The organism is Actinorectispora metalli, from assembly GCF_056323685.1.
In genome coordinates this window covers 3,561,722-3,587,489 of record NZ_JBREYE010000001.1, presented here as the reverse complement: position 1 = coordinate 3,587,489, position 25,768 = coordinate 3,561,722, and the positions used below count along the sequence as shown (strand labels likewise).

General features: G+C 70.3%; 20 protein-coding genes. 10 read left to right on the top strand and 10 right to left on the bottom strand.

The annotated features are described in order from the left end of the window. Positions 1–38: 38 nt before the first annotated feature. Both ACU6XJ_RS16805 and ACU6XJ_RS16800 read right to left on the bottom strand, forming a co-directional pair. Positions 39–1,085, bottom strand: a complete 1,047-nt coding sequence (locus ACU6XJ_RS16805) for an ABC transporter permease (RefSeq protein ID WP_476312159.1) — start codon at positions 1,083–1,085, stop codon at positions 39–41. Next, on the bottom strand, positions 1,082–2,005 hold the full coding sequence (locus ACU6XJ_RS16800) for an ABC transporter ATP-binding protein (protein ID WP_476312157.1): 924 nt from the start codon (positions 2,003–2,005) through the stop codon (positions 1,082–1,084). Before ACU6XJ_RS16800 ends, ACU6XJ_RS16805 begins: the two co-directional genes overlap by 4 nt. A gap of 166 nt (positions 2,006–2,171) precedes the next feature. On the opposite strand from ACU6XJ_RS16800, the gene ACU6XJ_RS16795 reads away from it, so the two are divergent. Next, positions 2,172–3,362 carry a cytochrome P450 gene (locus ACU6XJ_RS16795; protein WP_476312154.1) on the top strand — a complete coding sequence of 397 codons (1,191 nt, stop codon included), beginning with the start codon at positions 2,172–2,174 and terminating at the stop codon, positions 3,360–3,362. On the opposite strand, the gene ACU6XJ_RS16790 is transcribed toward ACU6XJ_RS16795, so the two are convergent. Continuing rightward, the gene (locus ACU6XJ_RS16790; RefSeq protein WP_476312152.1) at positions 3,359–6,481 is read right to left on the bottom strand and encodes an ATP-binding protein; all 3,123 of its coding nucleotides are present in this window, start codon (positions 6,479–6,481) and stop codon (positions 3,359–3,361) included. The two genes, ACU6XJ_RS16795 and ACU6XJ_RS16790, sit on opposite strands and share 4 nt — an antisense overlap. A 58-nt stretch (positions 6,482–6,539) precedes the next feature. After that, positions 6,540–9,839: a GH92 family glycosyl hydrolase gene (locus tag ACU6XJ_RS16785; protein ID WP_476312150.1), complete on the bottom strand. Its 3,300-nt coding sequence runs from the start codon at positions 9,837–9,839 to the stop codon at positions 6,540–6,542. 268 nt (positions 9,840–10,107) lie between these two features. Here ACU6XJ_RS16785 and ACU6XJ_RS16780 point away from each other — a divergent pair, with 268 nt between their 5' ends. Genes ACU6XJ_RS16780 through ACU6XJ_RS16765 form a run of 4 tightly spaced genes read left to right on the top strand, consistent with a single transcriptional unit; the run spans position 10,108 to position 13,891 of the window. Beyond that, positions 10,108–11,109 (top strand): LacI family DNA-binding transcriptional regulator, encoded by a 1,002-nt coding sequence (locus tag ACU6XJ_RS16780; protein ID WP_476314067.1) that lies wholly within the window; start codon positions 10,108–10,110, stop codon positions 11,107–11,109. Then, the gene (locus ACU6XJ_RS16775; RefSeq protein WP_476312147.1) at positions 11,109–11,873 is read left to right on the top strand and encodes an ATP-binding cassette domain-containing protein; all 765 of its coding nucleotides are present in this window, start codon (positions 11,109–11,111) and stop codon (positions 11,871–11,873) included. Before ACU6XJ_RS16780 ends, ACU6XJ_RS16775 begins: the two co-directional genes overlap by 1 nt. Next, positions 11,866–12,888 (top strand): ABC transporter permease, encoded by a 1,023-nt coding sequence (locus tag ACU6XJ_RS16770; protein WP_476312144.1) that lies wholly within the window; start codon positions 11,866–11,868, stop codon positions 12,886–12,888. The genes ACU6XJ_RS16775 and ACU6XJ_RS16770 overlap by 8 nt, the downstream gene beginning before the upstream one ends. Before the next feature lie 31 nt (positions 12,889–12,919). Then, positions 12,920–13,891: an ABC transporter substrate-binding protein gene (locus ACU6XJ_RS16765; RefSeq protein ID WP_476312141.1), complete on the top strand. Its 972-nt coding sequence runs from the start codon at positions 12,920–12,922 to the stop codon at positions 13,889–13,891. Between the two features lie 40 nt (positions 13,892–13,931). On the opposite strand, the gene ACU6XJ_RS16760 is transcribed toward ACU6XJ_RS16765, so the two are convergent. Further along, a complete protein-coding gene (locus tag ACU6XJ_RS16760; protein ID WP_476312139.1) occupies positions 13,932–14,327 on the bottom strand; it encodes a hypothetical protein in 396 nt (131 codons plus the stop codon). 78 nt (positions 14,328–14,405) lie between these two features. Beyond that, positions 14,406–15,536, bottom strand: a complete 1,131-nt coding sequence (locus tag ACU6XJ_RS16755) for a DUF418 domain-containing protein (protein ID WP_476312136.1) — start codon at positions 15,534–15,536, stop codon at positions 14,406–14,408. Between the two features lie 116 nt (positions 15,537–15,652). On the opposite strand from ACU6XJ_RS16755, the gene ACU6XJ_RS16750 reads away from it, so the two are divergent. The 4 genes from ACU6XJ_RS16750 (at position 15,653) to ACU6XJ_RS16735 (ending at position 21,583) form a co-directional block, all read left to right on the top strand. Then, on the top strand, positions 15,653–16,957 hold the full coding sequence (locus tag ACU6XJ_RS16750) for a DNA polymerase IV (RefSeq protein ID WP_476312133.1): 1,305 nt from the start codon (positions 15,653–15,655) through the stop codon (positions 16,955–16,957). Between the two features lie 41 nt (positions 16,958–16,998). Beyond that, on the top strand, positions 16,999–17,217 hold the full coding sequence (locus tag ACU6XJ_RS16745) for a hypothetical protein (RefSeq protein ID WP_476312131.1): 219 nt from the start codon (positions 16,999–17,001) through the stop codon (positions 17,215–17,217). 538 nt (positions 17,218–17,755) lie between these two features. Continuing rightward, complete coding sequence (locus tag ACU6XJ_RS16740; RefSeq protein ID WP_476312130.1) at positions 17,756–19,015, top strand: cytochrome P450 family protein; 1,260 nt, start codon at positions 17,756–17,758, stop codon at positions 19,013–19,015. Between the two features lie 123 nt (positions 19,016–19,138). Next, positions 19,139–21,583, top strand: coding sequence for an AMP-binding protein (locus ACU6XJ_RS16735; protein WP_476312128.1), 2,445 nt, complete (start codon positions 19,139–19,141; stop codon positions 21,581–21,583). Here ACU6XJ_RS16735 and meaB read toward each other — a convergent pair. Further along, entirely contained in the window at positions 21,570–22,529 is a 960-nt protein-coding gene (gene meaB / locus ACU6XJ_RS16730) for a methylmalonyl Co-A mutase-associated GTPase MeaB (protein WP_476312125.1), read from the bottom strand. The two genes, ACU6XJ_RS16735 and meaB, sit on opposite strands and share 14 nt — an antisense overlap. 7 nt (positions 22,530–22,536) lie before the next feature. Further along, complete coding sequence (locus ACU6XJ_RS16725; protein WP_476312123.1) at positions 22,537–23,724, bottom strand: acetyl-CoA C-acetyltransferase; 1,188 nt, start codon at positions 23,722–23,724, stop codon at positions 22,537–22,539. Between the two features lie 125 nt (positions 23,725–23,849). On the opposite strand from ACU6XJ_RS16725, the gene mce reads away from it, so the two are divergent. Beyond that, positions 23,850–24,296: a methylmalonyl-CoA epimerase gene (gene mce, locus ACU6XJ_RS16720; protein ID WP_476312121.1), complete on the top strand. Its 447-nt coding sequence runs from the start codon at positions 23,850–23,852 to the stop codon at positions 24,294–24,296. A gap of 30 nt (positions 24,297–24,326) precedes the next feature. On the opposite strand, the gene ACU6XJ_RS16715 is transcribed toward mce, so the two are convergent. Next, positions 24,327–24,950 (bottom strand): class I SAM-dependent methyltransferase, encoded by a 624-nt coding sequence (locus ACU6XJ_RS16715; RefSeq protein ID WP_476312119.1) that lies wholly within the window; start codon positions 24,948–24,950, stop codon positions 24,327–24,329. 44 nt (positions 24,951–24,994) lie between these two features. Further along, the gene (locus tag ACU6XJ_RS16710) at positions 24,995–25,723 is read right to left on the bottom strand and encodes an ankyrin repeat domain-containing protein (protein WP_476312117.1); all 729 of its coding nucleotides are present in this window, start codon (positions 25,721–25,723) and stop codon (positions 24,995–24,997) included. Positions 25,724–25,768: the final 45 nt, after the last annotated feature.

Sequence of the window (25,768 nt, the reverse complement as noted above, 5' to 3'; positions counted from 1 at the left end):
TGGGCGGCAACCGGCATCCGGTTGCCGCCCACAGGTGTCTAGTTGTCCGCCCACTTGAACAGCTTGGCCGCGATGGCGCCGATCACGACGGTGAAGCCGAGCAGCACCGCCATCGGGACGAGCAGGGCTTCGAAGCCCTTGCCGCGGACCAGGACGTCGAGCATGCCGTCGTTCATGTGGCGCAGCGGGAACGCCTTGGAGATGAGCTGAAGCCAGTCGGGGGCGCGGTCGACGGGAAAGAACGTGCCGGACAGGAAGGCCATCGGCAGCACCACGACGTTGACGATCGCCACGGTGGCCTCCTCGGTCTTGGCCACGGCCCCGGCGAGCATGCCGATGGCGAAGAACGCCAGGGTGCCCGCGATGAGGATGGGGATCGACAGCCACCAGTCGCCCGCGAGCTTCAGGCCGAACATCGGGGTGAGGGCCAGGCCGACGTAGAGCACGGCCTGGACCAGCGCGATGCCGACGGAGACCAGCAGCCGCGAGGTGAGCACCGTGGCCGGGCGGACCGGGGACAGCCGGAGGCGGCGCAGCACCTGTTTGCGGCGCCAGGACACCAGCACGGTGGCCGCGCCGAACGCGGCCGAGGCGGCCACACCCCAGGACAGGATGCCGGGCGTGAGGTACTGGATCGCCTTCAGCGAGCTGTCCTCGACCTGTTCCGGTGCGAGCCGGAACTTTGGCGGCTGCCCGGAGGCCGCCTGGTTGGCTTGGCCGACCACCGACGACACCAGTCCCTGCACGGTGCCCGCCTGGATGGTGTCGCTGGCGGCGAAACGCAGCACCACCTCGCCGCCGCGCTCGGTGACCGCACCGGCGACCTCGCCCGCGCGGACCTGGGCGACGGCCTCGTCGAAGTTGTCGTAGCGCTTGAGCTCGACGACGTCCAGCTTGGACAGCTGGGTGATCACCGGGCCGTCGCCGGTGACGGCGAGCTCGGTCTTGTCCTCGCCCGAGTCGCGGAAGATCAGCCCGAAGATGATCAGGAACATCAGCGGGAAGAAGAAGGTGAAGAACAGGGCGGCCTTGTCGCGGACGAACCCCTTGAACATGGCCGTCGACAGGCTGGCGAAGGAGTTCATGCCCGGTACTCCCGTCCGGTGAGGTGCAGGAACACGTCCTCCAGGGTCGCGGTGCGCACCTGCAGTCCGTCCAGCCGCTGCTGCTCGGCCAGCGCGGTCAGCACCGGCGCGGGGCGGCGGGTGGCGATGCTCAGCGACACCCCGTCGTCGGTGACGTCCTCAACGCCATCGAGGTCGCGGGCCTGCGCCTCGGTGAGCACACCGTGCGCGAGCAGCACGTGGGTGGGCGCGTCGAGGTCGCGGACCAGCGTGGCGGGCGCGTCGAGGGCGAGGATGCGGCCGCGGTCCATCACCGCGACCCGATCGCACAGGGCCTCGGCCTCATCCAGGTAGTGGGTGGTGTAGATGATCGTCTTGCCGCGTTCGCGGATGGCGCGCAGCACGTCCCAGAGGTTGCGGCGGGCCTGCGGGTCCAGCGCCGCGGTCGGCTCGTCCAGGAACACGATGTCCGGATCGTGGGCCAGCGCGCAGGCGATGGACAGCCGCTGCCGCTGGCCGCCGGACAGCTTGTCCTCGCGGGTGTCGGCCTTGTCGGACAGGCCGACCAACTCCAGCATGTCCACCGCGGTGCTCTTGTTCAGGCCGTAGAGCGAGGCGAAGGTCTCCAGCTGCTCGCGGGCGGTCAGCTTGTCGAAGAAGGAGCTCGCCTGAAGCTGCACCCCGATGCGCGGCAGCAGCCGAGGGTTGCGCGGCCAGGGGTTCTCCCCCAGCAGCCGCACCGAGCCGCCGTCGGGCTTGCGCAGCCCCTCGATGATCTCCAGCGTGGTGGTCTTGCCCGCGCCGTTCGGGCCGAGGATGCCGAAGAACTCACCCTCGGCCACAGTGAACGACACGCCGTCGACGGCGCGCAGGTCGCCGTAGTGTTTTCGCAGGTCTTCGACGACGACAGCGGCGCCGCCGGACTCCCCCAGTCCGTTCATGGCGCCAGGCTACGTAACGCCGTTGCGGCACGCACCCGCACCACCCGAAGGTGACCTCCCGGTGATGTCCCGGCCTCGGGCGAGGTCGGTGAAACCGCGCTGAAACCGCGGTGAACCCGGACGCGGGCACTCTCGCTCCCGTCAACTGATGCAAGGGGGAGTTCCCATGTCCATTCCCGTCGACAAGTGGGGTGTCCACGATGCCCAGTTCTGGCTGCGTGGCACGCGTCCGGAGCGGCCCATCGAATTCAACGAGGAGGCGGGTGTCTGGAACGTCTACGGCTACCAGGAGATCCTCGAGATCATCGGCGATCCGGCCACCTACGCCTCCGACACCTCCCGGTTGTTCCCGGCCGCCGCGGACATGTCGTTCAACGAGGGCAACCTCGTGCAGATGGACCCGCCGGAACACCGCAAGTTGCGCAAGCTGGTCAGTCACGCCTTCACCCCGAAGGTGGTGGCCGACCTCGAGCCGAGGATCAGGGAGCTCACCAACGAGCTGCTGGACGAGGTGTCCGGGAAGGACGAGTTCGAGCTGGTAGCCGACCTCGCCTACCCGCTGCCGGTGATCGTGATCGCCGAACTGCTCGGGGTGCCCAGCAGCGACCGCCACCTGTTCAGGGAGTGGGCGGACATCCTGTTCCAGAGCAGCAACCAGGTGAACCTCAACCAGGCCGAGGAATTCACCCGCGACATGTCGGCCGCCATGGACGCCATGCGGCCGATGTTCGACTACATCGCCGATCACGCCGCCCAGCGCAGGCACACCCCGAGGGAGGATCTGCTGACCCAACTGGTGCGGGCCGAGGTGGACGGGGAGAGCCTGAGCGACAAGCAGATCGTGAACTTCGCGTCCCTGCTGCTGCTCGCCGGTCACATCACCACGACCATGCTGCTGGGCAACACGATCACGTGTCTCGACGCCTACCCCGAGCAGGCGGCGCGGGTCCGCGCGGACCGGTCCCTGGTGCCGACCGCGATCGAGGAGTCGGTGCGGTTCCTCACTCCGTTCGCGATGCTCGGGCGCGCCACCAACCGCGATGTGGAGATCGCCGGGCAGCAGGTGCCCAAGGACCAGCTGCTCCTGGTGTGGGTGGGGGCGGCGAACCGGGACGAGCGCCAGTTCGCGGACGCGCACGAGTTCGACGCGGGCCGCGACCCCAATCCGCACCTCGGGTTCGGCCGGGGCATCCACTTCTGCCTCGGCGCGCCGCTGGCCAGACTGGAGGGCCGGGTCGCGCTGGAGGTCCTGCTGGACCGCTTCCCCACGCTGCGCACGGACCCGGACAACCCGCCGACCTTCATCCAGTCGTCGGATATGACCGGCGTGTACACGCTTCCGCTGCGCACGTCCTAATCGAGGGAACGCAGGACCGCCAGCGCGGCGTCCCGCAGACCCTGCCGGTCCAGGTCGGCATACGACGACACCGCGTCGGCGTATGCCTGCCTGTCGGCCTGTTCCGCGGCCTGGCGGGCGCGGGCGGAGGACATGGTCGGCTGGAATCCACGCAGGAAGTGGAAGCGTTCGGCGAGAGCGATCAGCCGCACCCCACGGGTGTGGGCGCCGCGGTGGATGTCCACCATCCCGAGCGCCAGCAGCAGGGCACCGCAGACCGGGAAGTCCAACATGGCGGGTGACTGCGGCGCCGGTTTGGCGAGGATCTCGGCCACCACGGCCCGCAGTCCGCCGATGAGGTCGCGGACCTCGTCGAGCCCGCCGTGCCGGGCGTGCGCGACCACGGTGACCGCGCGCACCTCGAGCACCCACGGGTCGAGGTTGATCTCACTGTGGATGGTGGGGTCGTCGGTGCGGTCCAGTCGCCGCACGACCCGGCGCCACAGTGCGAGCCCGGCCTCGACCTCGCCCCGGCTGAGCAGGATCTCCGCCCGCGCGCAGGAGGCGAAGGTGGACAGGCCGATCGCCTCGTCCTCTCCGGTCGGCGCGGTCCGGTCCAGGCACCGCTCGGCCTCGTCGACGTCACCGACCTGGAGATGGGCGACCACCAGACCGAGCTCCAGCTGCGCCAGGTTGCCCACCCGGAGGGCCGCCAACTCGCGCATCGCGAGGCGCAGGTGTCGGACCGCCTCCTCGCCTCGCTCCAGGTTCAGGCACAGCTCGCTCACCCTGGCGTGCGCGATGCTCCTGACCCATGGCGTTCCGCGTTGATCGAAGGCGGCCAGCGCCCGCCGCGCCGCGGCCAGGGCGCTGGCCGCTTCGCTGCCGTTCTCCCACAGGCAGTAGCCCACCACCCAGTTGGCAACTCCCGCGAGCAGCGGCTCAGGGCTGTCGCACAGCGCGCGGACCGCCGCGATATCGCCTCGGGCGGCAAGCGTCAGCACGGTCGAGCCCGCCCCCACGAGAGTGTCCGGCGGACCTGCGGGCAGCCGGAGCAAAGCCGCGAGAGCGCGCTTGGGGCTGCGGTCGGGCATGGTGAACGACGTGGTCGCGCCCACCATGGCCGCCGCCCTGGCCACCTCGACCATCTCCGGTGGCGGCCGAAACCGCGACAGCAGACCCCCGGTATCCGCCGACAGTCTCGCCAGCCGCAGGTACTTCGACTCGAACGTCCAGAGCCCGCCGAGCACCGCGGCGACGGCCACGACGGCGGCCCCGTCCTCGCGGGCCAGGCCGTGCCGCAAGGCATGCACGAGGTTGTCCTGCTCGATGCGAACAACCTCGAGGGAATGGACGGGGTCGGCCCCGAAGACCGACGCGTGGTGCGCCAGCCCGAGGTCCCGTGCCCAGACGAGCAGACCCGTGATCGCGTTCTCGGTCTCGCCCTCGGCCCGCAGCCGGGTCGCCCCGAACTCGCGCACGGTTTCCAACATCGAGAACCGCGCGCCCCACTGGGTGTCGGCCACTTTGAGCAGCGACTGGTCGACAAGGTGCTCCAGCACGGTGAGCGCGTCGTGACCCAGCAGCCGCGTGGCGGCCTCCGCCGTGAACCCGTTGGGGAAGACCGAGAGCGTTCGCAGCGCCCGCTGGGCGGGGGCGGCGAGCAGGTTCCAGCTCCAGTCCACCACGGCGTGCAGCGTGTGGTGCCGCTCCGGGGTATCCCGCGCGCCCCCGCTCAGCAGGGTGAACCGGTCGTCCAAGCGCTGGGCGATCTCGGCGACCGACATGACCCGCACCCTGGCGGCCGCGAGTTCCACGGCGAGTGGCAGCCCGTCCAGCCTGCCGCACAGCTGCGCCACCACGTCGGCGGGCAGGGCGGCGTCGGGTCGGGCCGCCTTGGCGCGCTGGCCGAACAGCTCGATGGTGACCGGCAGCGTCAACTCCGGCAGCGGGTACACCGACTCCGACGAGAGGCCCAGCGGCGCACGGCTGGTGGTGAGCACCCGCAATTCCCTGGTCGCCGCCACCAGCCGCTGCACAAGCTCGGCCGCCCCGCGGATGACGTGTTCGCAGTTGTCCAGCACCAACAACGTCGGCCCCGGCCCGAGGGCGCCCACGATGCCCGTGAGCAGGTCGGCGGCGAGCACCGACCCCGGCCGCGAGCCGCCGACGCCGAGCGCCGACGCGACCTCGCCCGCCACGTCCTCGTCGCCGGTCACGCCCGCGAGCGGCACGAAGTGCACCACTCGGTGTTCGTCCCGGCGGCTCACCGCATGGGCGAGCCGGGTCTTACCGAGCCCGCCCGGACCCACGATGGACGTGACGCGCGAGCGTCGCAGCAGCCCGGCCACCGCCGCGAGGTCATCGGCCCTGCCCAGCAGCGGGTTGGGCTCGTGCCGCACACCGTGTCGGACCGCGAGTGGCCGCCCGTCCAGCAGCTGTTGGTGCAGGGCGACGAGCGCGGCGCCCGGATCAGTGCCGAGCTGCTCCCGCAGTGACCGACGGTAGGCCTCGTACCTCTCCAGCGCCGCGGCCGGTCCCGCCGTCTCGGCTTCGCAGCGCAGCAGTTCGAGCAGCAGTTCCTCGTCCCGTGGCCGCTGCTCGACAAGCTCCGCAAGCCGGTCGACGGCCTCGCCGTGCCGACCCAGCCGGGCCAGCGACAACGCGCGGGCACGCACGAGCGACCGGTGTGCGGCGGCACGGTCCGCACGCAGCAGGGACACCGGGTCGTCCAGGCCGTCGTCTGCCGCCGACCCGTTCCACAGGGCGAGCCCCGCCTCGGCCGCCGCCAGCGCCGCGACGTGATCCCCGGCCCGGCCGAAGCGCGCGCTCGCGGCCGCGCTGAGCAGCACGGCGGAGGAATCCACCTGTTCCTCGTCCAGCGCGAGCCGATAGCCGGTCGGGGTGCCTGCGATGACCTCCGGACCCAGCTGCGCGCGGACCCTGGACACCAGAACCTGAAGCGCTTTGGTGGGGTTATCGGGCCTGCGGTCCGGCCAGAGCCCGTCCACCAGCCGCGCCGTGCTGCACCCGCCGCGCAGGTCCCCGGCGAGCAACGCCAGCAGGCCTCGCAGCCGAGGCCCGCTGATCTCCTGCCCCCGGAAGGCCACCCGCGACAGCAAGGTCAGATCGGTGGTCACCTTCGTAGGCTAGCCGGCCGCGCACCTACCGGGGCCGCGACCGCACGCGCGGAGTTCGTCAGCCCACCGACACGGCGAAGACATGCAGTAGGCCTCCATTGACCGTCGGGGGCAGGGTGACGCTCGCGACCGTTTTGCCCTCCTGCAAAGGTATCGGCGCCGTGGCGAAGACGTAGGTGTCGATCTTCTGCGGTTCGCCGGATGCCCGGTTGCGGTACGGGGTTTTGGCGGCGACGCGGTTGTCGAACTCGGGCGAGCCGGAGCCGCCGCCCAGCGTCCAGTCGCCGAAGCCGATCTGGGCGGTCTGGGTGGTGCCGTCGGTATAGGTGATGGTCAGGGTGCCCGAGGCCTTGCCGTTGCTGGCGCTGCCGAGCAGGGCCAGCTTGGTGCCGGGAGTCGCGGGCATCGCGATGGTCTGGCCCCTGGTCACCACGTTGTCGGGCTCCCCGGTCGGCACACCCGGCCACTGGTGGCGGATGCCGTCCACCTCGACCGCGCCGCCCGCCTTCACCCCGGCTTTGTCCAGCGCCTCCTTGGAGTAGCTGAAGCCGTGGGTGTCGAAGTTGGCGGTGCCGCCCTGTTCGTCCGGCGAGATGCCGATGTTGTTGAACGCGGCCCGCATGCTGCCTTCCTGGGCGACCAGGACCGCGAGCGTGGCGCCGCCGATCTCCTTGCCGCCGGAGGTGAAGGCGATCGGGATGCGGTAGCTGCCCTCGGCGGTGCCCGCGGCGACGGCGACGGTGAACTCGGCGCGAGCCGTGCCGCCCGCGGGCACCGTGAGTTCGCCCGAGGTCGGTTGCACCGTGAACCCGGCGGGCGGCTGGGCCCGCCAGGACACCTTGGCGCCGGTGCCGGTGAAGTCCACCGCGCCCGCCGATGCGGGTTTGCTCGCGCCCGCGGGGATGAGCAGCCGGGAGGGCTGCACGAAGCCGCGCTGGGCCACCTCGCCGTCGCGGAAGGACGGCGGGGCGTCCGCCGCGGAGGAACCCCAGCGGGTGTCGGGCGCGGAGTCCAGGCTGAACTCCAGCGTGCCGCCGTTGCGGATGAACGACTCGGGTAGCCAGGAGCGGTCCCACTGGGTGCCGTTGACGTGCAGACCGGTCACGTACGGGCTGTCGGTCTTGGCGCCGGGCGCCTTGATCGTGATCGGTGCGCCGTTGGGGCGGGTGATCACGACCTCGGTGAACAGGGGGCTGTTCAGGGCGAGTTCGGCGCGGCCGGGGATCGCCGGGTAGGCGCCGATGGCGGCCCACACGTACCAGGACGACATCTGGCCGAGGTCGTCGTTGCCGACCAGTCCGTCCGGGCCGGGGCCGAACAGTTCGACCTCCGCGCGCCGGGTCAGGGCCTGGGTCTTGTACGGCGCCCCCGCCCAGTTGTACAGCCAGGGGGCGTGCATGATCGGCTCGTTGCCGAGGAACGCGTACGGCTCCTTGGGACCGGCGTTGAGCTTGGTGAAGAAGTGGTCCAGCCGCGGGATCGACTTGGCGTTGCCGCCCAGCGCGGTGAACAGCCCGGCCGGGTTGTAGGGCACCATCCACACGTACTGCGCGGCGTTGCCCTCCACCCAGTGCTCGGGGCTGGCCGGGTCGAACTCGGCGGTGAAGGAACCGTCGGCGTTGCGGCCCTGGAGGTACTCGGTGGCCGGGTTGTAGAGGTTCTGCCAGTACTGGGCGCGCTTCATGAACTGGTCGTAGGTGGCGGCGTCGCCGAGCCTGCGGGCCAGCGCGGCGATGGAGAAGTCGGCGCTGGTGTACTCCAGCGTGGTCGCGGGCGGGCCCCACACGTCCTTCGCGCCGATCGGGACATAACCAAGCTGTTGGTACTCGGTCAGGCCCGGCCGCTCGACGTAGCCCTTGGTGGGTTGGGTGGCGCCGCGCAGCATCAGCAGCAGTGCCTTCTTGGCGTCGAAGTCCTTGGCGTTGAAGGCATACGCCGAGGACACCATGGCGTGGTAGGGGTCGCCGACCATGACGCCGGTGTAGCCGTTGGCGACCGTCCAGCGGTCCCAGGAGCCGCCCTGTTCGGCGAAGGCCATCATCGACCGCACCATGTCGGAGGCCTCTGCCGGTGCGAGCAGTGAGATGAGTTGGAACTCCGAGCGGTAGACGTCCCAGCCCGAGAAGTTGCTGTAGACAGCGTGGCCCTTCTCGGCGCTGTGCAGGCGGCCGTCGAAGCCGATGTAGCGGCCGTCGGCGTCGGAGAACACGTTGGGCTGCAACAGCGAGTGGTACAGCGCGCTGTAGAACGTGGTGCGCTGGGCGTCGGTGCCGCCGCCGACGCGGATCTGGTTCAGCCGGGCGTTCCACTCGGCGCGGGCCGCGGTGCTGATCTCCTCCAGCGGACGGCTGCCGCTTTCGGCGGCGAGGTTGTTGCGGGCGCCGTCGACGGAGACGAACGAGATGCCGACCCGCATGTTCACGGTGTTGCCCGCCAGCGGGTCGAAGCTGACGTAGCCGCCCGAGCCGGGGCCGGAGACGACGGTGTCCTGCAACCGCGACGCCCTCGGCTGCGCCGTGCCGCGTTTCTCGGCGCGCTCGCGGGCGGCGAGGCTGCGCGGCGGCTGGGCGGTGTCGAGGTCGATCTTGGGCGGGGAGCCGCCGCGCTCGGAGCGGCGGCCGGGGTTGACGGTGCCGTCCTTCCAGGTGCCGACCTCGTCGAAGGGCCGGTCGAACTGGGCGTGGTAGTACAGCCGGTACCGGTGGTTGGCGCCGCAAAACCGGCCGCTGGTCACCCAGCCGCTCACGCTGGACTCGCCGATCACGGTCTCCGCGTCGTCCGCGCCCGCGACCGAACCGGAGGTGTTGAGCAGCATGGTGGCCGGCTGCGCCGTCGGGTAGGTGAAGCGGCCGATGCCGGACCGCTTGGTCGCGGACAGTTCGACCTTGGTGCCGCTGTCGAGGGTGACCGAGTACGCGCCGGGCGATGCCTTCTCGTTGTCGTGGGAGAACTTCGCGATATAGCGCTGCGGGTCGGTGGCGGGCGAGGTGGTGACCTCACCGGGGAACGGCATGATCGGGATGTCCTGGTAGGTGGAGCAGCCCGCGCCGGACAGGTGGGTGAGGCTGAAGCCCTTGATCCGGTTGTCCGGGTAGTAGTAACCACCGTGCTGGTGGGTGGCGGTGTCCGGGCTCCACTGGATCAGTCCGAACGGGACCATCGGGCCGGGGAAGGTGTTGCCCGCGCCGCCGCCCGTGCCGTGGTCGGGGCCGCCGGGCTTGGTGCCGACGAACGGGTTGACCCACCGGGCCAGGTCCTCATCGGCGGCTGCCTGCGCGACGGGCAGCGCGGTGAGCAGCCCCGCCCCGAGCACCAAGCCCGCCACCGCGGCCATACCGCGTTTCGCAAACCCGATCATCGATCGCCTCCCAGTGGCAGCGCTGACAACCTTGTCGGCCATACCGCCTCGATCGCGGGCCGATGCCAGTCACGATGCAAACCTTGTTACGTCCAGGTCAAGACCTGGCCGCAACTTCGCATTTTTCCAGCCATTAGGCCCAACCCGGTCGGAAATGCGGAACGACGCACCGTTGACATCACCCGATTGCAGGCAGTGCAATGGGCTCGCGATGACAACGTTGTCTGATTCCGAGCAGGCAGGCGAGCGCCGACTCCGCCGGGCGACCATGAGCGATGTCGCCCGGTTGGCCGGGGTGAGCATCAAAACCGTCTCCCGCGTGGTCAACGAGGAGCCGGGCGTGCACGTTCACACCGCCGAGCGGGTGCTGGACGCGATCGACGCGCTGGGCTTCCGCCGCAACCTCGGCGCGCGGAACCTGCGCCGCGGCACCGCCACCGGGATCATCGGCCTCGTCCAGGAAGACGTCGCCGATCCGTTCTACTCCCTGCTGACCCGCGCCGTCGAGGAAACCTCCCGCGAACACGGCCACCGCGTGCTCACCGGCTCCTCCGACGAGGACCCCGAACGCGAACGCGAGCTTGTGCTGGAGTTCTGCGCCCGCCGAGTGGACGGCCTGCTGGTGGTGCCCGCGGGCGCCCGCCACGGCTACCTGCTGCCGGAACTCCGCGCGGGCACGCCGATGGTGTTCGTGGACCGGCCGGGTGGCGACGTGCTGGCCGACACCGTGCTGGTGGACAACCACGGGGGCGCCGCGATGGCGGTCGACCACCTTGCCGCCCAAGGGCACCGGCGCATCGCGTTCATCGGCGACGACCCCGGCATCTACACCGCGAGCGAGCGGCTGCGCGGGTTCCGCGAGGGCTGCGTAAACAACGGCCTGCGCTACGACGACGCGCTGGTGGTGATGCGCCAGCCTGACAACGGCAGCGTCGCCGAGGCGCTGCGGGCGGTGCTGGAGCACGCCGATCCGGCGACCGCGGTGGTGAGCGGCAACAACCGGATCACCGTGCACGCGCTGCGCGCCATGGCAGGCCGCGAGCGGCGGCCCGCGCTGGTGGGCTTCGACGACTTCGAACTGGCCGACCTGCTCGCGCCGCCGGTCACGGTGATCGCGCAGGACCCGGCGGCGCTGGGGCGGACCGCGGCGGGGCTGCTGTTCGATCGCATCGCCGGGGACACCAGCCCGCCGCGGCGGGAACTGCTGCCGGTGCGGCTGATCGCACGGGGTTCGGGAGAAGCGCCTCCGATGGGGCGGGAGGGGAACTGATGGGCGCATTGCTTGAGGCCCGCGGCGTGGTCAAACGCTACGGCGGGGTGGAGGCCCTGCGGGGAGCGGACTTCGAGGTCGGCGAGGGCGAGGTCGTCGCGTTGATCGGCGACAACGGCGCCGGGAAGTCCACGTTGGTCAAATGCCTGTCCGGGGTGGAGCAGCCCGACGGCGGCGAGATCCTGGTGCAGGGCACGGCCGTCACGCTGGGCTCGCCGACCGCGGCGCGCGCCGCCGGGATCGAGACGGTCTACCAGGATCTGGCCATCGCGCCGGAGCTCAATCCGGCGGCGAACCTCTACCTTGGCCGGGAGATCCGCCGCGGCGGGCTGCTCGGCAGGCTGGGGATGCTGGACAACGAGACGATGAAGCGCAACGCCGTCGAGCATTTCGCCCGGCTGGGGGTTCGGCTGCCCGACATGGAGGTGTCGATCGCGTCGCTGTCCGGCGGCCAGCGGCAGAGCGTCGCGGTGGCCAGGGCGGTGGCCTGGGCGAGCAAGGTCGTGTTCATGGACGAGCCGACCGCCGCGCTGGGCGTCGTGCAGCGCCAGCGCGTGCTGGAGGTCATCCGCAAAGTGCGGGACACCGGGATCTCGGTGGTGCTGATCAGCCACAACATGCCGGAGGTGCTGTCGGTGTCGGACCGCGTAGAGGTGCTGCGCCTCGGCGAGCGGGTCGCCCGGTTCACCGCGGCGGACACCAGCCTGGAGGAGTTGGTCGGCGCGATGACCGGCGGGATGCGGAACGGGGGCAACCATGACTGAGGCTCCTGTGCAGGACGAGCAGCGGCGGAGCACGCTGCAACGCGTCGCCGGGATCAGCACGGTGTGGATCGCGTTGGTGCTTGCGGTGCTGTGCGTGGTGTTCAGCGTGCTGCGGCCGGACGCCTTCCCGACGGTGTTCACGTTCCAGACGCTGCTCATCGAGGCCTCGGTGCTGCTGGTGCTGGCCGTGGGCATGACGTTCGTGATCATCACCGCGGGCATCGACCTGTCGGTCGGCTCGGTGCTGGTCTTCTCCGGCGTGGTCGCCGCGACCAGCATGGAGGCGTTGGCGGGCGGGGACGCCACCAACGCGGGCTGGGGCACCATCGCGCTCGGGCTGGCGCTGTCGGTGGTCGCAGGCGCCGCCTGGGGAATCCTCAACGGCCTGCTGGTGGCCAAGGCGCGGATACCGGCACTGATCGTCACCCTCGGCTCATTCGGGGCAGCCCTGGGTGCCGCGCAGCTCATCACCGGCGGGGTGGATGTTCGCACGGTGCCGACGAAGCTGCGGGATTCACTGGGTTTCGGCACGTCTCTCGGGGGCGTGCCGAACCTGGTGCTGCTGGCCACCGTGGTGACCCTGCTGGGCGCCTGGCTGCTGCACACCACCGCGTTCGGGCGCTACACCTTCGCGATCGGCTCCAACGCCGAGGCGGCGCGGCGCTCCGGCATCGGCGTCTCGCGCCAGCTGGTGACCATCTACTCGCTGATGGGCGCGCTGGCCGGGCTGGCGGGCTTCATGAACCTGGCGTACTTCGGCACCACCACGATCTCCGGCCACAGCACGACCAACCTCAACGCGATCGCCGCCGTGGTGCTGGGCGGGACCAGCCTGTTCGGCGGTGTCGGCACCGTACTGGGCACCGTGATCGGCGTGTTCATCCCCGCGGTGCTGACCAAGGGCTTCGTGATCGTCGGCGTCCAGCAGTTCTGGCAGCCGATCGCGGTCAGCGCGGTCCTGGTGGCCGCCGTATGGTTCGACCAGCACCGCCGGAAGGCACGAAACAGCAGGTGATGCCCCTTGGGGCAGGGAGGAAACGAGGGCTATGCGGAAGCTGCGGGTGCTCGGGGCAGTGCTGGCCGTTGCGGCACTGCTGGCGGGCTGCGGGGGCGGCAAGGTCGGCGAAAGCGGCGGCACACCGGACAACAAGAAGCTGGTGCTGGTGCCGGGGGTGAAGGCGGAGCCGTTCTACATCTCCATGCAGTGCGGCGCCCAGGAGGAGGCCGCCAAGCTGGGGTACACATTGGACACCCAGGCGCCGGAGAAGTTCGAGGCGGCGCTGCAAACGCCGATCGTGACGGCGCTGGTGTCCAGCAGGCCCGCGGGTGTGCTGATCGCGCCGACCGACGACAAGGCCATGGCGGCGCCCATCGGCCAGCTCAAGAACGCGGGCATCAAGGTCGCCGAGGTGGACACCGCGCTACAGGACGCCTCGCTGTCGGTCTCCCGCATCTCCTCCAACAACGAGCAGGGCGGCGCCAAGGCCGCGGGCACCCTGTCGGAGTTGGTCAAGGGCGCGTCGGGTTCGGTGCTGGTGCTCAACACCAAGGCCGGAACGTCCACAACGGACGCCCGCGCGAAGGGCTTCGAGGACGCGGTCAAGCAGTACCCGAACCTGAAGTACCTCGGGCAGCAGTACACCGACAACGAGCCGTCGGTCGCGGCGCAGAAGGTGTCGGCGACGCTGGCCGCGAACCCCGACCTGATCGGCGTGTTCGCCACCAACCTCAACACCGGTGAGGGCGCCGCCGTCGCGCTGCGCAACGCGGGCAAGCTGGAGCAGGTCAAGCTGATCGGCTTCGACGCCAGCCCCAAGCAGGTCCAGGACCTCCAGGCCGGCGTGGTCCAGGCCCTCATCGCCCAAGACCCCGGGGGCATCGGCCGCCAAGGCGTCCAGCAGGCGGTGGCCGCGATCGAAGGCAAGGAGAACAAGAAGGAGATCGAAACCGACCTGGTGGCGATCACCCGAGACACCATGCAGCAGAACTCGCAGTACTTCTACAAAACCCAGTGCTGACCCGGACCCCGGCTTGGTGCCCCGAGGTCGTCTTGGGGCACTAGGTCGGGAGTGGCAGCAGGAGGCGGGCTGTCACGGTGTTGGCGATCTGACGAGCACGGGATTCCGGGACGTGACATCGGCGGGCGGTGTGCAGCGCCGCCTCGCCTGCCCGGCCGAGCTGTTCTTCGGTCAACGGTTCCGGCTCCCGGCGACCGGTGAGCCGTTGGAGGACTCGCGCGAAGAAGGTGGGCGGTGGGGCCAACGTCTTGCACGCCTCGCTGGCGACCAGCACGGCGACCGGCGTCAGCAGGGCGCCGTCGGTGCGCTGGGGTGGGACGGCGCGTTCCGGCTCGGCGAGGTAGGAGTCGCCGAGTTCGGTGAAGGTCGCCATCTCCCAGGGGGCAAGCTCCTTGACCAGTGCCACGGCCAGCGCCCGGACCTGTGCCTCACCCACCCGATACCTCCATATTTCCGGCGTTATGCCCAGACGTACCGGGTGGGTGAACGGCAAACAAGCCATCTGTGGTGATGGTTACCGCGTCGTTCGGTACACGAGTCTGCGCAGGAAGGCGTCCGCGGGACCCGGCTTGCCCGCCCGCGCGAGCAGGTTCGCGACGCACACTCCGAGCAGCCAGACGGTGAGGGCGATCACCAGCGCGGCGAAGGTGTGCACCTCGGTGCCGACGGCGAGGAACTCCTTGGACAGGATCAACGCGACCAGTACGGACTGGAGCAGGTAGCAGGTCAGCGACCGCTGCCCCACCGCGACCAGGGCGCCGGTCACGGGACCGCGGCGGTCGGCGAGACGGTGGCAGATCAGACCGAACACAGCGGTGTAGCCGATGCCGCCGCAGATGCCGGTGAGCACCTGCACCGCGAACAGCACCCCATGCAGGCCCGTGCCCACCTGCCACTGGCCGCTGAGCACCAGGCCCATCGGGATGCCGCCGAGGATGCTGATCAGGATGCCGCCCCAGGCGATCCGACGCAGCAGCGGCAGGTGCTCGCCGGGGCGGTCGAGCAGGCCGCGGCGGGCCGCCCATGCGCCCAGCAGGATCGGCAGCAGCACGGGGAAGACGAGGAGGTTCAGCAGCAGCGCGAACGGATAGGACACCAGGCGGGCGAGCAGTCCGGTGAAGTCGCCTGCGTCGGTCGTCTGCGCCATGAACATGCCCGCCAACGGCAGCGTGATCACGAACAGCGGGGTGAGCGCGGCGGCCGCGACCAGCAGCGAGCGGTCCGGTCGGAACATCAACCAGCCCAGCACCAGGCCCGCGATGCCGTACGGGCCAAGGATCTCGCCGGGGAAGACCAGCACGCCGTGGACGAACCCGAACAGCAGCAGAAAGAGACTTCGGCGCCGCAGGAGCCTGCGTACCTCCGGCTCGGGTGTGCCCGCCGCGAGTTGCCGGGTCACCAGCCAACACATGCCGTAGCCGAAGAGCGCGCCGAACATCGGATAGGACCGACTGTCCAGCAGCACGGCCTTCAGAAAGACCGCTACCTGGTCCACTATGGACTGTTCTGCCGGGTGACCGTAGCCGCCCACCAGATACGTGGTGGCGTAGGCCATCGCGATCAGCAGCAGCATCACGCCCCGTGCCAGGTCCGGCGCCAGCGACCGTTCCCTGACCGACACCGACCCTCGAGCCAGCGCATTCATCGGCAACCCCCAGTCATCGAAATTAACCGCGTAAGGTGTACTCAGTTCGGCTCCCGGTGTCAACCGTTTTCCACACCGCGGCGGCAAATGTCGGTGCCAGGACGTTCAATGGACAGGTGCCGAGGTGGGTGCTGCACCTGGATATGGACGCGTTCTACGCGGCTGTCGAGCAGTTGACCCGGCCGACCCTGCGGGGACGGCCGGTGCTGGTCGGCGGGCCCGGCCCGCGCGGCACCGTGGCGGGCGCCAGTTATGAGGCGCGCGTCTATGGCGCCCGCTCGGCGATGTCGATGGCGCACGCCCGCAGGCTCTGCCCGCCCGCGGTGGTGCTGCCGCCTCGGTTCAAGGTCTACCAGGCGGCCAGTGAGCGGGTGTTCGCCGTTGTTCGGGAGGTCGCGCCGGTGCTGGAGCACGTGTCGCTGGACGAGGCCTTCTGCGAGCCGCCATCGCTGGCCGAGGCGAGCGTGGCTGAGGTGGAAGAGTTCGCCGCGGCACTGCGCGAGCGCCTGCGCACCGAGGTCGGCCTCGCCGCCTCGGTCGGCGCGGGCTCCGGCAAGCAGCTTGCCAAGATCGCCTCCGAACTGGCCAAACCCGATGGTCTGAAGGTCGTTCCGCACGGCACCGAACGCGAGTTGCTGGCAGGCCTGCCGGTGCGCTCGCTGTGGGGCATCGGCCCGGTCGCCGAGGGCAAGCTGCGCAAGATCGGCGTGGACACCGTGGGCCAGTTGGCGGCGCTGCACCCCAGCGATGTGACCTCGCTGCTCGGCCAGGCCGTCGGCGCCGGCCTGCACCGGCTCGCCCAAGGCATCGACAACCGGCCGGTCGCGCACCGGGCGGAGAGCAAACAGGTCAGCGCCGAGACCACCTTCGACGTGGACGTCACCGACCTGGCGGGCCTGTCGGCCGCGGCGGCCGCGATGACCGAGGCCGCGCACAACCGCCTGGTCTCCGCGGGCCGCGCGGCGCGCACCGTGACGGTGAAGGTGAAGGCCTCGGACTTCAGCATCACCAACCGCTCGGAAACGATGGCCGCCGCGACCACCGACAAGGCGGTGCTGATCGCCGCGGCCCAGCGGCTGGTGATCGCCGCTCTGCCCGCGAGCGCGGTCCGGCTGATCGGGGTGTCGCTGTCCGGCCTGAGCCTCAGCGCCCAGGAACCGCTGTTCCCCAACCCCGGCGAACCGCCGCCGCTGACCCTCCCGGAAGCGCCTGCCCCCAGCGAACCCGTCGCGCGCGCGTGGCGGGCGGGTGACGACGTGCGGCACCCCGACCACGGGCACGGCTGGGTGCAGGGCGCGGGCACCGGTCGTGTTTCGGTCCGCTTCGAAACTCGAAGCTCCGGTCCCGGCCTGGTCAGGACCTATGCCCTGGACGATCCGGTACTGATCAAGGCCGATCCGCTGGACAGCCTGGATTGGTGAATGTTCGAACGCATGTTCGAATTCCGTGCTAGAGTCTAGACATGTGCAGACGCTGTAACCATCCGGCCGGGGAGACGGTGATCGGCAACGGAGCAACCGTGACGCTGCCCCAGGACGCGCTGACCGAAGCAGGCCTCCAACCTGGCCATTTGCTGAGCATCGAGGTGTGCGGACCGGGCCTGCTCCGCCTGACCCGCAAGGTGAACCCGTATACCGACCCGATCTCCGACCTGATCACCTTCACCCGCAGCGCCGATTAGGAACGGAACCCCGGCACCCGTTCTCCAGAACGCAGAAGCAGTAGCGACAGCAGTGGCGGTCAGGCGCCACGATGGTCGCCGTCCGTCGGGACGAGGGCGGCGCGGTGATCGGCTCCTACTCCAAGCAGCCTGGCCACCGTGTGCCTCGTGCGATACAGCAGCGGCCCATCGCCGCCAGAACGCAGAGCAGTGGCGGCAGCGCCGCCGGAACGCGGCGATTCCGGCGCCGCGGCGCGAGCCCGCCGAAGACGCTTCCCAATGACCGCATCGCCGCGTGCCACGTTCTCCTTGGCCTTTCCCACCGGCAGCAATCGCAGTGACACCTGGCACCCCGTTTCGCCATAGCGATACCGGCAGCCACCTCCGCGCGGCAGTGAAGTCGAGTACCGAATTTCCTCGATCGGATGACTGATCACCACATCCCCTGCATGATCGGTACACGGCCCAGGGCCGAAAATCAGATGGTCGGGCGGTTTCTCGCGGGGTAGTCATCAGGAGACCTCCCGGCTCCATCACCGAACTCAAGGGGGACTTCGTCGTGGGCGAAACCGTCGGCCACAGCTCCAGTGCAGCCGCCGTGCCGCAACTGTTCGGCCCGGCTTTCGACGCGGACCCCTATCCCGCGTTGGCGTGGTTGCGCAGGCACTCGCCCGTGCACCGGCTGGAACTCGGCGGTACCTGGACGTGGCTGGTCACCCGCTATGAGGACGCTGTCACGGCGCTGGCCGATCCCCGGCTGGCGAAGTCGCCGGACCGGGCGACCGAGCACTGGCGCCGCGCCGGATTGGGGCTTCCGGTCGACCACCGGCAGTCGCTGGTGCACAACATGATCAACGCCGATCCGCCGGACCACGGCAGGCTGCGGCGCGTGGTCGGATCGGCGTTCAACCCGAACCGGATGGCCCAGCTTGCCGACCGCACCCAGCAGATCACCGATCAACTGTTGAACCGAATCGCACCCCTCGGCACCGCCGATGTGATCGCGGATCTTGCCTATCCCCTACCGATCACCCTCATCTGCGAAATCCTGGGCGTCCCGGAAGACCGGCGAGCGGAGCTTCACCGCCACGCGGCGGTCATCGACTCCGCCTCCCACCACGCCGTGGACGAACTGACCAAGGCAACTGACGGCCTGGACGACTTCATCGCCTCCCTGGTGGAACTCAAGCGGGCCGAACCGGGCGCCGACATCCTCAGTGACCTCGTCGCCAAGCAGGAAGCGGGCGTGATCAGCGCCGACGAGGTCACCGCCACCGCGTTCCTGCTGCTGGTGGCGGGACACGAGACAACGGTCGCCTTCATCGGAAACGCGCTGCTGCTCCTGCTGCAACGGCCCGAGTTGGTCTCGGCCGCCGCGAACGACCCCGAGGTGCTGGACCGCGTGCTGGATGAGGCGCTGCGGTTCGACGGGCCGGTGCGCAATGCCACCTGGCGGTTCGCCACCGAACCGGTCACCATCGCGGGCACGGTCATCCAGCCCGGAGACGCGGTGCTGATCTCGCTGCTGTCCGCGAACCGGGACCCGGAGGCCTTCGCCGACGCCGACACCTTCCAGCCCGACCGCGACACCCGAGGCCATCTCGCGTTCGGGCGCGGTCCGCACTTCTGCATCGGGTCCGCGCTGGCCCGGATCGAAGGAAAAATCGCGATCGGCAGTCTGCTGCGCAGATTCCCCGACCTGGCGCTGACGCAGCCCGCGGACGAGCTGGTCTGGTGGCCGAGCACCATCATGCGCGGCCTCTTCCGCCTGCCGGTGACCTTCTCGCCGCAGGCCCCGGACCGGGACCACAACAGGTAGGCAACGGCGCGTCATCGGTTGGGTTGAGCGGTCTGGTTATGCACCGATGAGGCCAGGTATGCCTAGCCTTCGTAAGCCGGTGGGGGCCGGAGGTGAAGTCCGCCGAGAGAAGCCGAGGGTCACGTGGCACTGGAGTATGCGCGCGTTCTCGGCACGGTGGACCGAGGTGCTCCGCTGGCCCACGAGCTGCACCGACACGGGTCCAGACTCGCGATGGTCGCGACCGATGGCGCGGCGCTGACCTACCAACAGCTCGCCGACCGAGTCGCCGAGACGGCCGAGCGGCTCGGCGCGACGCGGCGGCTGGTGCTGGTGTCGGCGGCCAACGAGGTCGAGCCGCTGGTGGCTTACCTGGCCGCGCTCGCCGCGGGGCATCCGGTGATGCTCACCGATGAGCGGCAGGCGTCGGGCCTGACCGAGGCGTACGACCCGGACGTAGTGGTGACGGCCGCGGGAATGCACGAGCGGCGCGAGGACACCCGCCACGACCTGCATCCTGACCTGGCGCTGCTGTTGTCCACCTCGGGCTCGACCGGCGCCCCGAAGCTGGTGCGGCTGTCCGCGCAGAACGTGCAGGCCAACGCGGAGTCGATCGGGGAGTATCTGGACATCCGGCCAACCGACCGGGCGATCACCACGCTGCCACCGTTCTACTGCTACGGCCTCTCGGTGATCAACAGCAACCTGCTGCGCGGCGCCGGGCTGGTGCTCACCGGCGACTCGGTCGTGGACCCGTGCTTCTGGGCTCAAGCCCGCGAACACGGGGTCACCAGCCTGCACGGCGTGCCGCACACGTTCGAACTGCTGGAACGCACAGGCGTGGAGCGGCTGGCGCTGCCCAGCCTCCGGTACGTCACGCAGGCGGGCGGGCGGCTGGCTCCGGAGCGGGTGCGCCGCTTCGCCGAGTTGGGCGCACACCACGGTTGGCGGTTCGTGGTGATGTACGGGCAGACCGAGGCGACCGCACGAATGGCCTACCTGCCTCCCGAACTGGCGGCGCGCCGGCCGGAGGCGATCGGGGTGCCGATTCCGGGCGGCTCCTTCGAGATCGCGGCGGACGGCGAACTGATCTACCGCGGTCCCAATGTGATGCTCGGCTACGCCCGCCGCCCCGCCGACCTGGCGCTGGGCCGCACCGTGCACGCGTTGCCCACCGGCGACCTGGCCCGACGCGGCGCCGACGGCCTGTACGAGGTGACCGGCCGCAAGAGCCGCTTCCTGAAGCTGTTCGGTCTGCGGGTGGACCTCGCGCGGGTGGAACGCCTGGCCGAGGCGGGCGGATACCGGGTGGCGTGCACCGGCACCGACGACGAGCTGATCGTGGCCGCGCTGCCCGGTGCGCAGGCCGAGGAGCTGAATCGGCTGATCACCCGGCACATCGGCCTGCCGCCCGACGCCGTGCGGGTCTGCACCGTGGACGAGTTCCCGCGGCTGCCCAACGGAAAGCTCGATTACGCCGCCATCCGCCTGCTGCCCGGCACCCCCGCCGCGGCGCCGGGGTCGGTGGCGCAGGTGTTCGCCGAGGTGTTCCACCGCGAGATACCCGAGGAGGCGAGCTTCGTGTCGCTTGGCGGGGACTCGCTGTCCTACGTGCGGACCTCGATCCGGCTGGAGGCCTTGCTCGGCCGGGTGCCCGAAGGCTGGCACCAGTTGCCGGTGGCCGCGCTGGAACGGCTCGCGGGCCACCCGCCGCGGCGCCGATTCCTGCACCGCTTGGAATCCGACATCGCGCTCCGCGCGGTGGCGATCACGCTGATCGTCGGGTCGCACATCAAGCTGTTCGACATCCTCGGCGGCGCACACCTGCTGCTGGTACTCGCGGGCTGGAGCTTCGCCCGGTTCGTCCTTGCCGAGGCGCGGAACCCGGCCGCGCGGATCCTGCGGAGCGTCGCGGCCATCGCGGTGCCCGCCGTGCTGTGGCTGGCGTTCCGGGCCGCGGTCACCGAAGACGTGGTGTTCTCCAACATCTTCCTGCTCAACAACTACCTGCAACTCGGCTCGGCGGGCTACTGGTACATCGAGGTGCTGGTGCAGATCCTCGTGCTGCTCGCCGTCGTCTTCGCGGTGCCCGCCGTCGCGCGACTGGAGCGGCGGCACGGCTTCGCCTTCGCGTTGGCCGCACTGTGCCTCGCGCTGGTGGGCAGGCTGTTCATCGACGACGGCAGCACCTTCCCCGAGCGCGCCATGAGCACCCATGCGGTGCTGTGGTTCTTCGTGCTGGGCTGGCTCGCGCGGCGGGCCGCTACCGGTGCCCAGCGCCTGACCGTGTTGGCGGTGACTCTGCTGACCGTGCCCGACTACTTCGGCGACCCGCTGCGCGAGGGCATCGTCATCGGTGGCCTGCTGGTGCTGTTCCTGCTCCCCCAGCTAGCCCTGCCGCTGCTGCCGCAACGCGCGGTCGGCCTGCTGGCCGCGGCATCGCTCTACATCTACCTGACGCACTACGCCGTGTACCCGGTGCTCATGGAGTACCTGCCCGCCATGGCGGTCCTGCCGCTCACGCTTGCCGCGGGCGTGCTGTCCTGGAGCGTGGCCCGCCGGATTCCGGCCTGGGTCAGAGGCCGTTGATGAGTTCGTCGGCGGCGCTGTAGGGGTCGAGTTCGCCCGCGACGACGCGTTTGGCGAGTTGCTCGAGGGCGGCGCCGCCTCGCACGTCGCCCAGTTTGGAGCGGACCTGCTCGACGGCGATGGCCTCGATCTCGGTTTGCGCGCGGTGCCTGCGGCGCTGGTCGAGCTCGCCGTGGTCGACCATCCAGGTGCGGTGGTTATCGATGGCGGCGATCACATCGGCCAGGCCCTCGTTGCGCACGGCCACGGTCTTGACGATCTCCGGGCGCCAGATCGGGCCGGGGATCTCCCGGCGGCCCAGCGAGATCATGTACTTCAGATCGCGGACGGTGGTGTCGGCGCCGTCCCGGTCGGCCTTGTTCACCACGAAGATGTCGGCGATCTCCAGGATGCCCGCCTTCGCGGCTTGGATGCCGTCGCCCATGCCCGGCGCGAGCAGCACCAGGGTGGTGTCGGCCAGCGCGACGACCTCCACCTCGGACTGGCCTACGCCGACGGTCTCCACCAACACCACGTCGAAGCCCGCGGCGTCCATCACGCGCAGCGCCTGCGGGGTGGCCCAGGCCAGGCCGCCGAGGTGGCCGCGGGTGGCCATCGAGCGGATGAACACGCCCGCGTCGGTGGCGTGGTCCTGCATGCGGATGCGGTCGCCGAGCAGCGCCCCGCCGGAGAACGGCGATGACGGGTCGACGGCGAGCACCCCGACCCGCTTGCCCTGCTCACGGAACGCCGAGACCAGCGCGGAGGTCGAGGTGGACTTCCCGACGCCGGGAGAACCGGTCAGCCCGATGACCTGCGCTCGGCCGGTGAACGGCGCGAGCCGCTCGGCCACCTCGCGCAGATGCGGGCTGGCGTCTTCTACCAGCGAGATGAGCCGAGCGAGCGCGCGTGGCGAGCCATCGCGCGCTCGCTCGATCAGATCAGGGACGTCTACCTTGCGGGCCACGCGTCAACTATGCCTTGGGCACTCGGATGATGAGCGCGTCACCCTGCCCACCGCCACCGCACAGCGCGGCCGCGCCGACCCCGCCGCCGCGGCGCTTGAGCTCCAGCGCCAGGTGCAGCGCGATGCGGGCGCCGGACATGCCGATCGGGTGGCCCAGCGCGATCGCGCCGCCGTTGACGTTGACCTTGTTCTCGTCGATGCCCAGCTTCTTGGTGGACACCAGCCCGACGGCGGCGAAGGCCTCGTTGATCTCCACGAGGTCGAGGTCGCCGGGCTCGATGCCTTCCTTGGCGCAAGCCTTGATGATCGCGTTGGACGGCTGCTCGTGCAGGCTGCAGTCGGGTCCCGCGACAACGCCGTGCGCGCCGATCTCGGCGAGCCAGGTCAGGCCGAGCTCCTCGGCCTTGGCCTTGCTCATCACCACGACCGCGGCGGCGCCGTCGGAGATCTGCGAGGCAGAACCCGCGGTGATGGTGCCGTCGGCGGCGAAGGCCGGGCGCAGCTTGGCCAGGCTCTCCGGGGTGGTGTCGGCGCGGACGCCCTCGTCGGTGGAGAACACCACGGGGTCACCCTTGCGCTGCGGGATGCTCACCGGGGCAATCTCTTCGGCGAACACGCCGTTGGTCGCGGCCGCGGCGGCAAGCTGGTGCGAGCGGGCGGAGAAGGCGTCCTGCTCCTCGCGGGTCAGGTTGTAGCGCTGGTTGTACTTCTCGGTGGAGGCGCCCATCGCGACCTGGTCGAAGGCGCAGAACAGGCCGTCGTAGGCCATGTGGTCGGTGAGCTGCACGTCGCCGTATTTGAAGCCGGAGCGGGACTTGTTCAGCAGGTGCGGGGCCTGGGTCATCGACTCCTGGCCGCCCGCGACCACGATGTCGAACTCACCGGCGCGGATGAGCTGGTCGGCCAGCGCGATGGCATCGATACCGGACAGACAGACCTTGTTGATGGTCAGCGCCGGGATCTCCATCGGGATGCCCGCTGCCGCGGCGGCCTGCCGCGCCGGGATCTGTCCCGCGCCCGCGGTCAGCACCTGGCCCATGATCACGTACTGCACCTGTTCCGGTGCCACCCCGGCGCGCTCCAGCGCGGCCTTGATCGCGACGCCGCCGAGCTGTGCGCCTGAGAAGTCCTTCAGGGAGCCGAGCAGCCGGCCCATCGGGGTCCGCGCTCCGGCGACAATCACAGATCCGCTCACGGGGTGCCTCCAGCAACATGGGGTTAACTTTGAGCGGACCATACCCGCGCCTACGCGGCGGTAGCTCTGTGAGTAGCCGCACACGTTCTGTGCCGGTTATCCGCTATTGCTCCTACTCTTCCACCATGCCTGAACAGCTGCAGCCCTTCGTGACGGCCGTCGACCACGTGGGAATCGCGGTCCCCGATCTCGACGCGGCCATTGCGTTCTACCGTGACAACTTCGGCCTCGAATCGGCGCACGAGGAGGTCAATGAGGAGCAGGGCGTGCGGGAGGCGATGCTCCGCGCACCCGGCGACACCGGCACCGGCACCGCCATCCAGTTGCTGGCGCCGCTGAGCTCCGCCTCCACGATCGCCAAGTTCATCGACCGCAGCGGCCCCGGCCTTCAGCAACTGGCCTACCGCGTCTCCGACATCGACGCCGCCTGCGCGGCGCTGAAGGAGGCGGGCCTGCGGGTGCTCTACGACGCGCCGAAGCGCGGCACCGCCAACAGCCGCGTCAACTTCGTCCACCCCAAGGACGCGGGCGGCGTGTTGATCGAACTGGTGGAGCCCGCCGAATCGCACTGAACACCAGAGCTCCCACAGCGTCGTGGGAGCTCAGCGCACGGCGCGGCCGAGGATGTGCGGCGCGGCGGGCGAGGGCACCTTGGTCTCGGGGAAGCGGAACGACTCCAGCCGATTCATGGTGAAACCCGCCTCGCGGATCGCCGTGGCGGTGCCGCGGTGGATATGGCAGCCGCCCATCAGCCGCGGCCAGAGAGTCGCGTCCAGCACCCGCTGAACCTGGCGCAGCCGTCCGCCGTCGGCGGCCACGTGTTCCAGGAAGCGGAGTTCGCCGCCGGGACGCAGCACTCGGTGGATCTCGCGCAGCGCCGCTGCCTGGTCGGGCACCGAGCAGAGCACCAGCGAGGCCACCACCGCGTCGACCGTGCCGTCCGCGGCGGGCAAGGCGCCCGCGTCGCCGTCCACCACCTCGACCGGGACGGCCACCTCGGCGGCGGCCTTGGTGGCGAGGCCGCGGAGGTGGGGCTCGGGCTCCACCGCCAGCACGCGGGTCACCCCGGGCGGGTAGTGCGGGAAGTTGAGCCCGTTGCCGGCGCCCAGTTCCAGGACGGTGCCGGTGAGACCGTCGAGCAGTCGCTCGCGGTGCTCCGCCATGCCCTGCTGTTCCATCTGCGGGCTCACCCACGCGTAGAAGCGGGCGAAGATCGGTCGTTTCACGCCGTCCATGCTGGCAGCAACCGAACGCGGCGGCGAGCGCGACGTCAGCCGGGCGCGGCGAGTTCGGTATAGGGCAGCCCGCCCCGGACGCGGAGCCACTCGATGGTCTCAGCGGCCTCGCTCCGCAGCGCCGCGTCCAGCGGGGTCAGGTCTTCCCACGGTGGGATCCAGTTCAGGTCCGCGCCCCGCTCCAGCAGGTACTCGGCGGTGGCTACCCGGCCACCGTGGCAGGCGTTCCAGAACGCGCGGTTCACGTCGAGCGGCGCCACCGGCTCGGTGAAGAAGGCCCGCACCCGGTCGAGCAGCCCGAGCGCCGCCGCGTCGACCAGGTCCACCTTGGCGCCGCGTTCGACCAGCCGGAAGGCCGCGCGCCACTGGGCGAAGGCGCGGGCGTCGGTCAGCGGGGTGCCGCCCACGATCACGCCGCCGTCGGCGTCGATATCGGCGCCCGCGTCGAGCAAGGCGTCCAGCACGGCGACGTCGTCGCTGCTCGCCGCCCAGTGCAGCGGGGTCTCCGGCGCGTCGCAGCGAACCCTGGCGTTGACATCGGCTCCCGCCTCGACCAGGCAGGCGACGACCTCGGCGCCGTTGGGGTAGTGGCCCGGCCAGTCGGCGGCCACGTGCAGCAGGGTGCGGGCGGGAATGCCGTCGTCCAGTCGCGCCGTCGCCAGCGAGGGATGCGCGGCCAGTAGCTGTTGCAACGCAGGCACATCACCGGTGTGGATCGCGTCGACGACGGCCACCGCGAGCGGCTCGTCAGGGTGCAGGATCACCTCGGACCTCCCTCGAACATGCCATGAACACCTTCCCACCCGGGT